The following is a 14,644-nucleotide window of genomic DNA, read 5'->3' on the forward strand; positions in this document are numbered from 1 at the left end:
ACCCGCCTGGAGAACACCGATGGATCCCGCCGTATTCGAAGAATGGATGATGATCATCCTGGTCACCGTGTTGATCGGTTTCATGGGCTTCATCGTCTGGGACCTGGCAAAAAAGTCCAAGGCGGGTAAGTTCGGGACGCTGATCCTGTTCTTCGTGCTGGGCCTGGGGGTGCTGGCCTTCATCATCAAAAGCGTGGTGGTGGGCTTTCTGGAAGGCGTATAAAACATTTCAGGGCCATTCGCGGGCACGCCCGCTCCCACAGGTTGGGCGCAGCCTTCAAGTACTGCACCGTCCCTGTGGGAGCGGGCGTGCCCGCGAACAGGCCCTGACCTGAACTAAAGCTTGGCAGGGACCTCCCGCCAGCAACCCTGCTCCAGCCCATCCAGCGCCCAGTCACCAATCCGCACGCGCACCAGGCGCAAGGTCGGCAAGCCCACTGCTGCCGTCATGCGCCGCACCTGGCGGTTACGCCCTTCGCGAATCACCAGCTCCAGCCAGCTGGTCGGCACGCTCTTGCGAAAGCGTACCGGCGGGTTACGCGGCCACAGCTCGGGTTCTTCCAGGCGCCGCGCCTCAGCCGGCAAGGTCGGCCCATCGTTCAGCTCCACGCCATCACGCAAGCGCTGCAACTGCTCGTCACTCGGCTCACCCTCCACCTGCACCCAGTAGGTCTTGGCCAGCTTGTGCTTCGGATCGGCAATCCGCGCCTGCAACCCGCCATCGTTGGTCAGCAACAGCAAGCCTTCGCTGTCGCGGTCCAGCCGCCCGGCCGGGTATACGCCCGGAATGTCGATGAAGTCCTTGAGCGTCGCGCGCCCTTCACCGTCGCTGAACTGGGTCAGCACGTCGAACGGTTTGTTGAACAGGATCAGGCGCGGCTCGGCGGGTGGCGCCTTGGCCTGGCGACGCGGGCCGGCGGCAGGCCGCGCCTGGGGGCGGCGCGGCTTGTTACGGGGTGGCAGTGACATGGATCCTCAGCGGAACGGCGGCTCATCGAAGCTGCGCAGTTTACGCGAGTGCAGCGAGTTGAGCTCGGTGCGCAGCAGGTCGAGGGCAGCAATGCCGATCTTCAGGTGCTGGCTGACCGCCCGGTTGTAGAAGGCGTTGGCCGAACCTGGCAGTTTGATCTCGCTGTGCAGCGGCTTGTCGGACACACACAGCAAGGTGCCGTAAGGCACGCGCAAACGGTAGCCCTGGGCAGCAATGGTGCCGCTTTCCATGTCCACCGCCACGGCACGCGACAGGTTGATCAGCGGGCGTTCCTGAGCCCAGCGCAGCTCCCAGTTGCGGTCGTCGTAGGTCAGCACGGTGCCGGTGCGCAGGCGCTTTTTCAACTGCTCGCCACGCTCGCCAGTGACCTGCGCGGCGGCCTCCTGCAAGGCCATTTGCACTTCGGCCAAGGCCGGGATCGGGATATTCGGCGGCACGACCCGGTCGAGAATGCCGTCACGGCGCATATAGGCGTGTGCCAGCACGTAGTCGCCGATGGTCTGCGACTGCCGCAGGCCGCCGCAGTGACCGATCATCAGCCAGCAATGCGGGCGCAGCACGGCCAGGTGGTCGGTGATGTTCTTGGCGTTGGATGGGCCCACACCAATGTTGACCAAGGTAACGCCATCGCCGTCGGCGGCGATCAGGTGGTACGCCGGCATCTGGTAACGGTGCCAGACCACGCTGGCCACCAGGGCCTGGGTTTCGCCATGGTCCATGCCCTTTTCGATCACGACGTTGCCCGGCAGCACCATACGCACGAAGCGCGGGTCGTCACGCAGTTGTTCCAGGCCATGGCTGATGAACTGGTCGACATAGCGGTGGTAGTTGGTCAGCAGGATCCACGGCTGTACATGGCGCCAGTCGCTGCCGGTGTAGTGCACCAGGCGGCGTAGCGAGAAGTCGACGCGCGCGGCATCGAACAACGCCAGTGGCATGATTTCAGCACGGTCCCAGTCGTACAGGCCATCAGCGATGTTGTCGGTTGCCGCCGACAGGTCAGTGCTGGGGAACACTCGCGCCAGCTGGGCAGCGGTAATGCCGCTACCGGCCAGCTCGTCGCCCTGGTCGACCACATAGGGATAAGGGATGTTCTGCTCGCTGACGCCGACTTCTACCGTAACGGTGTAGTCATGCATCAGCGGGCGCAGTTGCTCAAGCAGGTAGCCACGGAACGCAGCGGGCTGGGTGACGGTGACGCTGTAGGTGCCGGCAACCTGGACCTTGGCATAGGCACGGGTGGTGGCGGCGACTTCGCCATGGCTGTAGTAGGTCAGGCGCAGTGCCGGGTAGCGGAACAGGTCGCGCTCATCGGTATCGGGCTCGGTACGGTCCTTCAGGTAACGCTTCAGGGCCTGACTAAGGGCACCTGTGGCCTGTTCATGCAAGGCCGCCAGACGGTCGACGGCCTGTTCGGGGGTATCAACGACTACAAAAGCGTGGCTCACACTGTGCTTCCTGTCTGGACATGCATGTGATCCATCTTGCCTGCCTTCTTGGTTAAATACACCCCCATTGATCGGTGTTGGGTTCATTCGCGGGCAAGCCCGCTGCTACAGCGGCCAGGCAGGCGTAGCCCTTGTGACCAATGCCATCACATCCACACCTCGCGGCAGCGCCCCGTACACCCGGCCACCACCGGCCAAGCGGCTGCCGATAAACGCATCACTGACGTCTGCATTCCCGGCCTCCAGCAGCAGCTTGGCCTGCAACGCCAGGGCAATATCCTCGGTCAGTTGCCGCGCGCGGTACTGCATGTCACCGGTGTCGGCAAACGCCCCCTTGAGGTTGCCGATATGCGCCGCCAGGCGCGGGTCGCCATGCCCGTCACCCAGCTCGACAAACAGTGCATCGAGTACGCCCGGCTCCTTGGACAAGGCCCGCAGCACATCCAGGCACTGCACGTTGCCCGAGCCCTCCCAGGTCGAGTTGACCGGTGCCTCGCGGTACAGCCGTGGCAGAATGCTGTCTTCCACATAACCCGCGCCACCCAGGCATTCGGCGGCCTCGTTGATCATGGCCGGCGCACGTTTGCAGATCCAGTACTTGCCCACCGCCGTGACCAGCCGGGCAAAATGCGCCTGTTGCGGGTCGTCCAGTTGCTCCAGCGCCTGGCCCATGCGCAAGCTCAGGGCGAGCGCAGCCTCGCTTTCCAGGGCCAGGTCGGCCAGCACGTTCTGCATCAATGGCTGCTCGTTCAGCACCCGCCCGCCGACCTTGCGATGCGCGCAATGGTGGGCCGCCTGCGTCAACGCCTGGCGCATCAGTGCGCTGGAGCCGACCATGCAGTCGAACCGGGTCATGGCGACCATCTCGATGATGGTCGGCACGCCGCGTCCCTCTTCGCCGATCATCCACGCCAGCGCACCGCGGAACTCCACCTCGCTGGAGGCGTTGGAGCTGTTGCCCAGCTTGTTCTTCAGGCGCTGGATATAGAACTGGTTGCGGTTGTCATCGGGGCGGTGGCGCGGCAGCAGGAAGCAGCTCAGGCCTTTTTCGGTTTGCGCCAAGGTCAGGAAAGCGTCGCACATCGGCGCCGAGCAGAACCACTTGTGGCCAACCAGCTCATAGGCCTGCCCCGGGCCCGGCGCACCGACCGGATAGGCCCGGGTAGTGTTGGCGCGCACATCGGTGCCGCCCTGTTTTTCGGTCATGGCCATGCCCAGGGTGACCCCGGCCTTGTGCCGGTCGCCAACGTTGCGCGGGTCATATTCGCAGGCAAGGACCTTCGGCAGCCAGTATTCAGCCAGCTCAGGCTGCAGGCGCAATGCCGGCACGGCGGCAAACGTCATGGTCAGCGGGCAGCCGGTGCCGGCCTCGGCCTGGCTGTGCAGGTAGGTCATCGACGCCCGTGCAACATGGGCGCCAGCACGGGGTTCGGCCCATGGCAAAGAAGGCAGGCCATGTTCGACGGCGGTACGCATCAGCTCATGGTAGGCCGGGTGGAACTCGACCAGGTCGATGCGATGGCCATAGCGGTCGTGGCTGCTGAACTCGGGTTTGTGCGCGTTGGCCAGGAAGCCTGCCTGCATCAGCGGGCCGCCGGCCAGGGCACCATAGGCGTCGATCCGCGACTCGGCCCAGCCCGCGCCAAAACGCCTTGACCATTCTTGCAAGGGCAGGTCGAGGCGGTACAGGTTGGCACCGTCGAGCGGCGGCGGCTGGTTGGTGACTTCGTGGGTTTCAGCGTACTGGTGCAGGCTCATCGGGGGGCTCCTGGATCCGGGTAGGCTTGAGAGACCCAGTGAAGCACTGCTTGCGGGGTAGTCAAAGGGGTATTAATGACTAAACGTGTGGTTGCAGGCGTGCGCGCGCGCGTAGGAGCGGGTTTACCCGCGAATACGGTGGTGGCGGCAACGGTGAACGGTGGGTGGATATTGGCCAGCAGACCCGGCCCTTCCGCGGGTGAACCCGCTCCTACAGCGAGCGCCGCGCCTGCAGCATGTGCGGGCTCATCTGCGCCTGCGAAATCGCCATGTTCAAACTCAACTCGAAGCGGCTACCCAGCCCGCGCGTCGATTCATGCGCCAATCTGGCCCCCAGCAACTCCCCCATCTGCCGGCAAATCGACAACCCAATCCCCAAACCGCCATACCGCCTGGTCATCGAACCGTCGACCTGGAAGAACCGCTGGTACAGGATCGACTGCTCCAGATCATCGAAACCGATACCGCTGTCGCTGACGGTAAAGGTCAACGCCAGATCATCCGGCCCCACCCGGCGGCCGCGCACCTGGATCATCACACCGCCCTGATGAGTGAACTTCAAACCGTTGTCCACCAGGCAACCCAGGCAGTGCGCCAGCTTCTGCCCGTCACCGAGCAACCCGTCCGGCAGGTCGGCCGGAATATCCAGGCTCAAGTACAGGCCTTTGCCAAGCGCCTGCCCGGCATAACCGGCGCGCAAACCCTGCAACAGGGCGCGCAGGCTGAACGGTGCCGGCTGCGCCCGCAGGCGGCCGGCCTGCAGTTCGGACAGGGTAAGAATGGCATCGACCATATCCATCATGCCTTGGGCAGACCCCACAGCCGTGTGATGGTACTGAGCCATTTCAGCCCCCATCGGCAGGGTGTGCATCAGCTCGAGCGAGCCAATCACTCCGTTCATCGGGGTACGCAGCTCATGAGTCACGCTGGCCAGGAACTCGTCCTTCAGGCGATTGCTCCTGGCCAGTTGCAGGTTCAGTTGCTCCAGCGTACGCCCAGTGTCGCGCAAGGTCTGTGCCTGCTGCTCGCGCAGGCTGTTGATGCGGTCGGCCAGTGCCAGCGACAGCAAGGCCACTTCCAAGGCCGAACCCAGCTGGCTGGCATACATGGTGATGAACACGTTCGGCAGGTAGCCCAGTACCATCAAGGTGTTGACCAGGCCACCAAGCAGGAACGCCGTCCAGGCGATGATGAACCAGCGCGCCACTCGCAAGCCGCGCCACCAGGCATACAGGCCGGCGCTGAAGACGCTTATGGTGAACAGCAGCGCCAGCAGCGTGGCCATGCGCAGCGCAATGCCGTAAGGCATGCTCACCGCCAGTACCATGACCAGCGCCCCCCCCAGCATCAGCAGTTGCAACAGGCGATCGAAGCCACGGTTGAGGCTGCCCAATTGCAGGAAGTGCCGGGCGAACTGGCAACCGAACAGCCCGGCTGCACCAATGAACAAAGGCGTGGAGGCGTTCGCCCACCAAGGGCTGTCTGGCCAGAAATAGGCTACACCGGCGCCGTTCACCGAGACCTGGTAAAGGCCGAACGAAGCTATGTAAAGGATGTAATAGAGGTAGCTGACGTCACGCACGCTGAGGTAGATGAACAGGTTGTACACCAGCATCACCAGTAACACGCCGTAGATCATCCCCAGCACATACAGGCGCGTGGGCTGCTCTTCCAGATAGGCTTCAGGGGACCATAACGCCAGCGGCGCTTGCACCGAACCCTGGCTGTGCAGCCGCAGGTACGCGGTGGTCACCTTGCCAGGTGGCAGTTGCAGTTCGAACAAGTAGTTGTTCTGCCGGATCTGCCGGCTGTCGTAGGGCAAGGCATCGCCGGTGCGCTGCGCCAGGCGGTACAAGCCGCTGCTGTCAGGCAAATACAGTTCGAGGTGATCCAGCGGCGGGTAGGCCAACTCCAGCAGCCATGACCGCGGGGCGGCGTTGGGCGCGGCAGTGGGGCGCAGTTCTACCTTGAGCCAGAACACCGAGGTGGAGTAACCGGCGTTCAGCACATCCTCATGGTGGGGCTGAAAGTGTTTGGCGAAACCGGGGGCACTGACCTGAGCGATGCTGGCATTGCCATCGGGGTCTTCATAAACCTGCATGGCCTTGCCCAGTGGAAGATGCCGGGTAGCGTCGTCGAAATCGACCGCTCCGGCCAGCACGGGCAGCAAACCCAGAAGCACAATCAGCAAATAGCGCATACAGCCCCAGCATGGCCTGTCCGGTCGCGTCGCGGTAGCCTCCCATCCGTTTGAGACGACGTGATCCTGCAGAACCCGTTTATCGAGTTATCCGAGCACTCTAGCATAGCCTCACAACCTGGCAATCGGCCACATAAAAACACAAAGAAAAGGCTCTAAATCAATGCTTTCAATAGAAAACCAATCAATAACCTGACCGATCGATCAGTAAAACTCGTTTGTCGGACGATCCGCCCAAACAGGTTTGGTGGTAAGCTCGCCGACCATGAATACCTACAGCTCCCGCCCCGTTGTCCTCTGTCTCTCCGGCCACGACCCCAGTGGCGGCGCCGGCTTGCAGGCAGATATCGAAGCCCTGATCGCCCAAGGCTGCCACGCTGCACCTGCAGTGACCGCCCTGACCGTGCAGGATACCGTCAACGTTTCCGACTTCCGCGTGCTCGACCGCGAGTGGGTGCTGGCCCAGGCCAATGCCGTGCTGGCCGACTCCACGGTGGCCGCCGTCAAGTTGGGCATGCTCGGCTCGATCGAGATGGTCGACACCGTCGCCGAACTGCTGGCCGCCCACCCTCACCTGCCGCTGGTCTGCGACCCGGTGCTGCGTGCCGGTGGCGGTGGCCGCCTGGGCAAGGACGAAGTGGGCTACGCCCTGCGTGAACGGTTGCTGCCGCTGGCGACCATCGCCACGCCGAACCTGCCCGAAGCACGCATCCTCGCAGAACTGCCCGAGGGCACCGCTGACGAATGTGCCGAGAAACTGTTGCCGTTCTGTAGACACCTGCTGATTACCGGCGGTCACGGCGACGAAGACGAAATCCACAACCGCCTGTACACCCAGGACGGCCAGCACTTCACCTGGACTTGCCAGCGCCTGCCGGGCAGCTACCATGGCTCGGGCTGCACCCTGGCCAGCGCCCTGGCCGGCCGCCTGGCGCTCGGCGAGCAGTTGGAAAGCGCCGTGCGCACCGCCCTGGACTACACCTGGCGCACCCTGCGTGACGCCGAGCAACTGGGCAAGGGCCAATACGTGCCGCGCCGCCTGCCCCTGGACTTCTGCTCCTGATACGAGGCCTTCAATGAAGCTACGCGGTCTGTACGCCATCACCGACAGCCAGCTGCTCGCCGGCCGTTTCCTGTCCCATGTCGAGGCAGCCCTGGAAGGCGGCGTGTGTCTGCTGCAGTACCGCGACAAGAGCGACGATGCGGCGCGCCGCCTGCGTGAAGCCGAAGGGCTGATGAAGCTCTGCGAGCGTTACGGCACCCAGTTGCTGATCAACGACGACGCCGAACTGGCCGCCCGCCTGGGTGTCGGCGTGCACCTGGGCCAGACCGACGGCCCGCTGACCCCGGCCCGCGCACTGCTCGGCCGTCAGGCAATCATCGGCTCCACCTGCCACGCCAGCCTCGAACTGGCCGCCCAGGCTGCCAGCGAAGGCGCCAGCTACGTGGCCTTTGGCCGCTTCTTCAATTCTGTCACCAAGCCGGGCGCGCCCGCTGCCAACGTCGGCCTGCTCGAGCAGGCCCGCGCCCAGGTGAAACTGCCGATCGCCGTGATCGGCGGCATCACCCTCGACAACGCCGCCCCGTTGGTCGCCCACGGCGCCGACCTGCTGGCGGTGATCCACGGCTTGTTCGGTGCCGACAGCGCGCAGGAAGTCACCCGCCGCGCCCGCGCCTTCAACGCCTTGTTCGCATCCTGATTCGAGAGATACTTCCATGTCCCGTTCCGAAGCCCTGTTCGCCCAAGCCCAGAAGCACATCCCTGGCGGTGTCAACTCGCCAGTCCGCGCTTTCAAGAGCGTTGGCGGCACGCCGCTGTTCTTCAAGCATGCCGAAGGCGCCTATGTCGTTGACGAGGACGACAAACGCTACGTCGACTACGTCGGCTCCTGGGGCCCGATGATCCTCGGCCACGGCCACCCGGACGTGCTGGACTCGGTACGCAGGCAGCTGGAGCACGGCCTGTCCTACGGCGCGCCGACCGCCATGGAAACCGAGATGGCTGACCTGGTCTGCTCGATCGTACCGTCGATGGAAATGGTGCGCATGGTCAGCTCGGGCACTGAAGCCACCATGAGTGCCATCCGACTGGCCCGTGGCTACACTGGCCGTGATGCCATCATCAAGTTCGAAGGCTGCTACCACGGCCACTCCGACAGCCTGCTGGTAAAAGCCGGCTCCGGCTTGCTGACCCAAGGCGTGCCAAGCTCGGCAGGCGTGCCAGCGGACTTCGCCAAGCACACCCTGACCCTGCCGTTCAACGACATCGCCGCCGTCGAGAAGACCCTGGCCGAAGTTGGCCAGACCGTGGCCTGCATCATCGTGGAGCCAGTGGCCGGCAACATGAACTGCGTACCACCGGCACCGGGTTTCCTCGAGGGCCTGCGCGAGCAATGCGACAAGCATGGCGTGGTGCTGATCTTCGACGAAGTGATGACCGGTTTCCGCGTCTCGCTCGGCGGCGCCCAGGGCCATTACGGCATCACGCCGGACCTGTCGACCTTCGGCAAGATCGTCGGTGGCGGCATGCCGGTCGGCTGTTTCGGCGGCAAGCGTGAAATCATGGGCTGCATCGCCCCGCTCGGCCCGGTCTACCAGGCCGGCACCCTGTCGGGCAATCCACTTGCCATGGCCGCCGGCCTGACCACCCTCAAGCTGATCAGCCGCCCAGGTTTCCACGCCGAGCTGACCGACTACACCAGCCGCATGCTTGACGGCCTGCAGCAACGCGCCGATGCCGCCGGTGTGCCATTCGTCACCACCCAGGCCGGTGCCATGTTCGGCCTGTACTTCAGCGGCGCCGACGATATCGTCACCTTCGAAGACGTGATGGCCAGCGATGCCGAGCGCTTCAAGCGCTTCTTCCACCTGATGCTCGACGGTGGCGTGTACCTGGCACCGAGCGCATTCGAGGCGGGCTTCACCTCCATCGCCCATGGCGACAAGGAGCTGCAGATCACCCTGGATGCGGCTGAGAAAGCCTTTGCTGCCCTGAAGTGATGGCCAGCCTGTACCGGCCTCTTCGCGAGCAACCCCACGCCTACACTCATGAAAGCGACACCCCCTTGTAGGCGCCGGTTCACCCGCGAAGAGGCCGGCACAGGCAATAAATACGCACGCACAATCAGCTGACTTCCCCAACCAAGCAGAAATTCGAGTAAAACTTTGTAAGGTTGGCGCTGCTTATCCCATAATGTGCCACCAGAGACATTGGCCGCAGCTTTGCAGAGGTAAGTCGATCCCCATGAACCGCACCGGCCGCGCCCTGACCCTGGGCTGCCTGTTGCTTCTTCAGCCCCTGCTGGCCCTGGCGGAGGGCGGTAACTCGTTGCTGATTCCGGCGACGGGCCGCTGCACCTTGAACGTTCAGCCTGAAGACCTGGCAAACGCCCTCAAGGCCTGCGAGCAGACGGCGACTGCGGGGGATGCCCAGGCGCAATTCGAACTGGGCGAGTATTACTACACGCAAACGCCAAAAAACCTGGGCAAAGCCCTGGACTGGTTCCAGAAGGCATCGCTGCAAGGCCAAGCCGACGCCCAATACCGTCTGGGTGCCATGTTCTTCCATGGCGAAGGGGTCAAGGCCAACAACGTGCAGGCCTACATCCTGCTGAAAATGGCTGCGGTCAATGGCGCCGAAGATGCGCTGGACATGGCCGACGAAGTGACCGAGCAAATGCCCCGCGACGAACTGGAGCATGCCACCCAGGTGCTCGGCCAGATTTTCCGCAAGTACCTGCTCGAACTGCAGAACGCCGAAGGGCGCACGCCGTTCTCGCCACTTCCCTGAAGGTCACTTTTCCGGCATTGGCATCGGGAACGGCATCACATTGCCTCCACCCTTGGCCTCGCTGATCTTCGCCGTGCCCAGGCGCTCCACCTCATCGATGCGCACAATCGAGTGCATCGGCACGAAACTGCGGACCACTCCGTCGAACTGGCTCTTGAGCTTCTCCTCACTCGGGTCCACTACCAGTTGCGAGCGCTCGCCGAACACGAACTCCTCGATTTCCAGAAAGCCCCACAGGTCACTCTGGTAGATCTGCTTGGCGTACATCTCGAAGACCTGACCCTGGTTCAGGAAGATCACTTTATAGATGGCGGGTTCGCGTTTGCTCATGTTTGGCCAGATAACACATGCGTAAGAAAAGACGGGGATCATACCTGCACCGCCCCCTTCGCGGGCAAGCCCCACAGGTATTGCACCCACCTTCAAACCCGTGCAGTACCTGTGGGAGCGGGCATGCCCGCGAAGAGGCCAGAACAGGCACTATATACCTTGAGCCAACCCTTGATCGTTTCAGTGCTTTCGCCACTGCCATTCAAGGGTTATTCTTGAGTTCAACTCCATCGCCGTCGAGCGGCTAAAAACGACCTTGAACGCACCCATAGAACCCCATCGTTTCATCCTCGAACCCTTCGAGGCCCACCGTTTCGCCAACTTGTGCGGCCAGTTCGACGAGCACCTGCGCCTGATCGAACAGCGCCTGGCCATCGAGATCCGCAACCGCGGCAATCAGTTCGAACTGATCGGCGAACCCAGGACCACCTCCGCTGCAGAACAGCTGCTGCGCCGTCTCTATCGCGAGACCAAGGCCACCGACCTGTCACCGGAAACCGTGCACCTGTACCTGCAGGAGTCGGCTGTCGAGAACATCGACAACCCGGCCGTCAACGAGGTCAGCGTGTCGCTGCGCACGCGCAAGGGCAATATCCGCCCGCGCGGGCTCAACCAGCAGCGCTACGTCAAGGAAATCCTGGCCAACGACATCAATTTCGGCATCGGCCCGGCCGGTACCGGCAAGACCTACCTGGCCGTAGCCTGCGCCGTGGACGCGCTGGAACGCGAACAGGTGCGCCGCATCCTGCTGGTGCGCCCGGCGGTCGAGGCGGGTGAAAAGCTCGGTTTCCTGCCCGGCGACCTGGCACAGAAAATCGACCCGTACCTGCGCCCGCTGTACGACGCCCTGTACGAAATGCTTGGCTTCGAACACGTGGCCAAGCTGATCGAACGCCAGGTGATCGAAATCGCCCCTCTGGCCTACATGCGTGGCCGCACCCTGAACAACAGCTTCATCATCCTCGACGAAAGCCAGAACACCACGCTCGAGCAGATGAAGATGTTCCTGACCCGCATCGGCTTCGGCTCCACCGCGGTGATCACCGGTGACATCACCCAGGTCGACCTGCCCCGTGGCACCAAGTCGGGCCTGGCGCACGTCATCGAGGTGCTGAAGGACGTTCCGGGGATCAGCTTTACCCATTTCCAACCCAAGGATGTGGTTCGTCACCCACTGGTTCAGCGTATCGTCGAAGCCTACGACCGCTTTGAAGCCCGCCAGCCCAAGCCCGAGGCGCCCGGCAAAGATGCTTGAACTTGATATCCAACGGGCCACGGATGCTGCCACTCCAGAAGACGCCGCCTTGCGCCGCTGGTGCGAATTGGCGTTGCGCCAGCGCAGCGCCGACTCGGAAATGACCATTCGCCTGGTCGACGAAGCCGAAGGCCGCGAGCTGAACCACACCTACCGGCACAAGGACTACGCGACCAATGTGTTGTCGTTCCCGGCCGATGTGCCCGATGACCTGCTCGATATCCCGCTGCTGGGCGACCTGGTCATCTGTGTAGCGGTGGTCGAGCGCGAAGCGGCCGAACAAGGCAAATCGCTGGAAGCGCACTGGGCGCACCTGGTCATCCACGGTTGCCTGCACTTGCTCGGCTACGACCACATCGAGGATGAGGAAGCCGAGGAAATGGAAAGCCTGGAACGGGAATTGCTGGCAGAACTGGGTCACCCCGACCCGTATGCCGATGATGAAACCGACACAATCACACACTGATACACGAAGGATCACGAGAACCGCCATGAGCGAAGATCGATCGAGCAACGGGCAGAAGTCCTGGCTGGGTAAACTGACCCAGGCTTTTGCCCATGAGCCGAAAAACCGCCAGGAGCTGCTTGAGCTGCTGCGCGAAGCCCATCAGAACAAATTGCTGGACAGCGAAGCGCTGACCATCGTCGAAGGCGCCATTCAGGTCGCCGACCTGCAAGTTCGCGACATCATGGTGCCGCGTTCGCAGATGAACAGCATCAAGGCCGGCCAGTCGCCTCGCGAGTTCCTGCCGGCGGTGATCGACGCCGCGCACTCGCGCTACCCGGTAATCGGCGAAAGCCATGACGATGTGCTCGGGATCCTGCTCGCCAAAGACTTGCTGCCGTTGATCCTCAAGGAGAACGGCGACAGCTTCAACATCAAGGACCTGCTGCGCCCGGCCACCTTCGTGCCCGAGTCCAAGCGCCTGAACGTGTTGCTGCGTGAATTCCGCGCCAACCACAACCACATGGCCATCGTCATCGACGAATATGGCGGCGTGGCGGGCTTGGTCACCATTGAGGACGTGCTGGAGCAGATCGTCGGCGATATCGAAGACGAGCACGACGTCGAGGAAGACAGCTACATCAAACCACTGCCCAGCGGTGATTTCCTGGTCAAAGCGCTTACCCCGATCGAGAACTTCAACGAGTTCTTCGACAGCGAGTTCTCCGATGACGAGTTCGACACGGTCGGCGGCCTGGTGATGAGCGCCTTTGGCCACCTGCCCAAGCGCAACGAAACCACTGAGATCGGGTCTTACAAGTTCCGTATTCTCAACGCCGACAGCCGGCGGATACACTTGCTGCGCCTGACCCCGATCACCCGTTAAGGACAAACATGCGTTGGATCACCCGCCCCGGCTGGCCCGGTAACCTGCTGGCCCTGGCGGCCGGTGCTTCCACCCTCCTGGCCCTGGCGCCGTTCGACATCTGGCCGTTGGCGGTGCTGTCCATCGCAGTGCTCTACCTTGGCCTGCGCGAGCTCAGCCCGCGCCAGGCCATGTGGCGTGGCTGGTGGTTTGGGTTTGGCCTGTATGGCGCCGGCACCTGGTGGATCTACGTCAGCATGAACACCTACGGCGGCGCCTCGCCGCTGCTGGCAATCGTGTTGCTGCTGGCGTTCTTCGCCGCACTGGCCTGGTTCTTCGCCCTGCCCACCTGGCTGTGGGCGCGCTGGCTACGGCGCAACGAAGCACCACTGGCCGACGCCCTGTGCTTCGCCGCCCTCTGGCTACTGCAAGAGGCCTTCCGCGGCTGGTTCCTGACCGGCTTCCCCTGGCTCTACGCCGGCTATAGCCAACTGGACGGCCCGTTGGCCGGCCTTGCGCCGCTGGGCGGGGTATGGCTGATTTCCTTCAGCCTCGCCCTCACCGCCGCCCTGCTGTGCAACCTGCACCGCCTGCGCACCCGCCCCTCGTTCCTGGCCGTGGCCAGCGTGCTGTTGCTGGCCCCCTGGGTGCTGGGCCTGGCGCTCAAGGGCCATGCCTGGACCATTCCGGCAGGCGATCCGCTGAAAGTGGCGGCGATCCAGGGCAACGTCGAGCAGGACCTGAAATGGGACCCCGCGCACATCGACGCGCAACTGGCGCTATACCGCGACCTGAGCTTCAGCTCCAGGCCGGTGGACCTGCTGGTGTGGCCGGAAACCGCCGTTCCGGTGCTCAAGGACCAGGCCCAGGGCTACATCGACGTGATGGGCCGCTTCGCCGCCGAGCGCCACTCGGCGCTGATCACGGGCGTGCCGGTGCGTGAAGAAGTGCACCACCAGCGCCGCTACTACAACGGCATCACCGTCACTGGCGAAGGCGACGGCACCTACCTCAAGCAGAAGCTGGTGCCATTTGGCGAGTATGTGCCGCTGCAAGACGTGCTGCGTGGGGCCATCGAGTTCTTCAACCTGCCCATGTCCGACTTCGCCCGCGGTCCGGAAGACCAGCCGCTGCTGCAGGCCAAGGGCTACCAGATTGCCCCTTACATCTGCTACGAGGTGGTCTACCCCGAGTTCGCCGCCGGCCTGGCTGCGCGTAGCGACCTGCTGCTGACCATCAGCAACGACACCTGGTTCGGCAAATCGATCGGCCCCTTGCAGCACCTGCAGATGGCGCAGATGCGCGCGCTGGAAGCCGGCCGCTGGATGATCCGCGCCACCAACAACGGCGTGACCGCGCTGATCGACCCGTTTGGCCGCATTACCACGCAGATTCCGCAGTTCCAGCAGGCCGTGCTGTATGGCGAGGTGGTGCCGATGCAGCAGCTGACGCCTTACCTGCAATGGCGCTCATGGCCGCTGGCGATTGTCTGTGCATTGCTGCTGGGCTGGGCGTTGCTGGCAGGGCGCATTGCAAAAACCGTCTGATTGACGATACGCGAC

The 14,644-nt window shown here is 63.4% G+C and carries 14 protein-coding genes; 9 read left to right on the forward strand and 5 right to left on the reverse strand.

Annotation, left to right across the window (positions count from 1 at the left end; translation table 11 throughout):
* Window positions 1–19: 19 nt before the first annotated feature.
* Window positions 20–223, forward strand: a complete 204-nt coding sequence (locus ACF8O8_RS23170) for a DUF2788 domain-containing protein (protein ID WP_003249787.1) — start codon at window positions 20–22, stop codon at window positions 221–223.
* A 113-nt stretch (window positions 224–336) separates the two neighbouring features.
* Here ACF8O8_RS23170 and ACF8O8_RS23175 read toward each other — a convergent pair whose 3' ends face one another.
* The 4 genes from ACF8O8_RS23175 to ACF8O8_RS23190 form a co-directional block, all read right to left on the reverse strand.
* The gene (locus ACF8O8_RS23175; RefSeq protein WP_014592519.1) at window positions 337–969 is read right to left on the reverse strand and encodes a pseudouridine synthase; all 633 of its coding nucleotides are present in this window, start codon (window positions 967–969) and stop codon (window positions 337–339) included.
* 6 nt (window positions 970–975) lie between these two features.
* Window positions 976–2,439, reverse strand: a complete 1,464-nt coding sequence (gene amn / locus ACF8O8_RS23180; RefSeq protein ID WP_014592520.1) for an AMP nucleosidase — start codon at window positions 2,437–2,439, stop codon at window positions 976–978.
* A gap of 105 nt (window positions 2,440–2,544) precedes the next feature.
* A complete protein-coding gene (locus ACF8O8_RS23185) occupies window positions 2,545–4,197 on the reverse strand; it encodes an acyl-CoA dehydrogenase family protein (RefSeq protein ID WP_392510555.1) in 1,653 nt (550 codons plus the stop codon).
* Window positions 4,198–4,408: 211 nt separating this feature from the next.
* Window positions 4,409–6,397 carry a sensor histidine kinase gene (locus ACF8O8_RS23190; protein WP_392510556.1) on the reverse strand — a complete coding sequence of 663 codons (1,989 nt, stop codon included), beginning with the start codon at window positions 6,395–6,397 and terminating at the stop codon, window positions 4,409–4,411.
* A 265-nt stretch (window positions 6,398–6,662) separates the two neighbouring features.
* On the opposite strand from ACF8O8_RS23190, the gene ACF8O8_RS23195 reads away from it, so the two are divergent.
* The 4 genes from ACF8O8_RS23195 to ACF8O8_RS23210 all read left to right on the forward strand — a co-directional run bounded on the left by ACF8O8_RS23195 (window position 6,663) and on the right by ACF8O8_RS23210 (window position 10,187).
* Window positions 6,663–7,460 carry a hydroxymethylpyrimidine/phosphomethylpyrimidine kinase gene (locus ACF8O8_RS23195; protein WP_010955404.1) on the forward strand — a complete coding sequence of 266 codons (798 nt, stop codon included), beginning with the start codon at window positions 6,663–6,665 and terminating at the stop codon, window positions 7,458–7,460.
* Window positions 7,461–7,473: 13 nt separating this feature from the next.
* A complete protein-coding gene (gene thiE, locus ACF8O8_RS23200) occupies window positions 7,474–8,097 on the forward strand; it encodes a thiamine phosphate synthase (RefSeq protein ID WP_004576913.1) in 624 nt (207 codons plus the stop codon).
* 16 nt (window positions 8,098–8,113) lie between these two features.
* Window positions 8,114–9,397: a glutamate-1-semialdehyde 2,1-aminomutase gene (gene hemL / locus ACF8O8_RS23205; RefSeq protein WP_392510557.1), complete on the forward strand. Its 1,284-nt coding sequence runs from the start codon at window positions 8,114–8,116 to the stop codon at window positions 9,395–9,397.
* A 244-nt stretch (window positions 9,398–9,641) separates the two neighbouring features.
* Window positions 9,642–10,187, forward strand: coding sequence for a tetratricopeptide repeat protein (locus ACF8O8_RS23210; protein WP_004576914.1), 546 nt, complete (start codon window positions 9,642–9,644; stop codon window positions 10,185–10,187).
* A gap of 3 nt (window positions 10,188–10,190) precedes the next feature.
* On the opposite strand, the gene ACF8O8_RS23215 is transcribed toward ACF8O8_RS23210, so the two are convergent.
* On the reverse strand, window positions 10,191–10,517 hold the full coding sequence (locus ACF8O8_RS23215; RefSeq protein ID WP_003249769.1) for a DUF1820 family protein: 327 nt from the start codon (window positions 10,515–10,517) through the stop codon (window positions 10,191–10,193).
* Window positions 10,518–10,773: 256 nt separating this feature from the next.
* On the opposite strand from ACF8O8_RS23215, the gene ACF8O8_RS23220 reads away from it, so the two are divergent.
* Genes ACF8O8_RS23220 through lnt form a run of 4 tightly spaced genes read left to right on the forward strand, consistent with a single transcriptional unit; the run spans window position 10,774 to window position 14,629 of the window.
* Entirely contained in the window at window positions 10,774–11,772 is a 999-nt protein-coding gene (locus ACF8O8_RS23220; RefSeq protein ID WP_014592526.1) for a PhoH family protein, read from the forward strand.
* Window positions 11,765–12,238, forward strand: a complete 474-nt coding sequence (ybeY, locus tag ACF8O8_RS23225) for an rRNA maturation RNase YbeY (RefSeq protein ID WP_010955408.1) — start codon at window positions 11,765–11,767, stop codon at window positions 12,236–12,238. The genes ACF8O8_RS23220 and ybeY overlap by 8 nt, the downstream gene beginning before the upstream one ends.
* 25 nt (window positions 12,239–12,263) lie before the next feature.
* Window positions 12,264–13,103, forward strand: a complete 840-nt coding sequence (locus ACF8O8_RS23230) for an HlyC/CorC family transporter (protein ID WP_003249762.1) — start codon at window positions 12,264–12,266, stop codon at window positions 13,101–13,103.
* An 8-nt stretch (window positions 13,104–13,111) separates the two neighbouring features.
* A complete protein-coding gene (lnt, locus tag ACF8O8_RS23235; protein ID WP_019437045.1) occupies window positions 13,112–14,629 on the forward strand; it encodes an apolipoprotein N-acyltransferase in 1,518 nt (505 codons plus the stop codon).
* Window positions 14,630–14,644 lie beyond the last annotated feature (15 nt).

The sequence above is a fragment of the Pseudomonas sp. TYF_14 genome, from assembly GCF_043105275.1.
Taxonomy (GTDB): domain Bacteria; phylum Pseudomonadota; class Gammaproteobacteria; order Pseudomonadales; family Pseudomonadaceae; genus Aquipseudomonas; species Aquipseudomonas alloputida.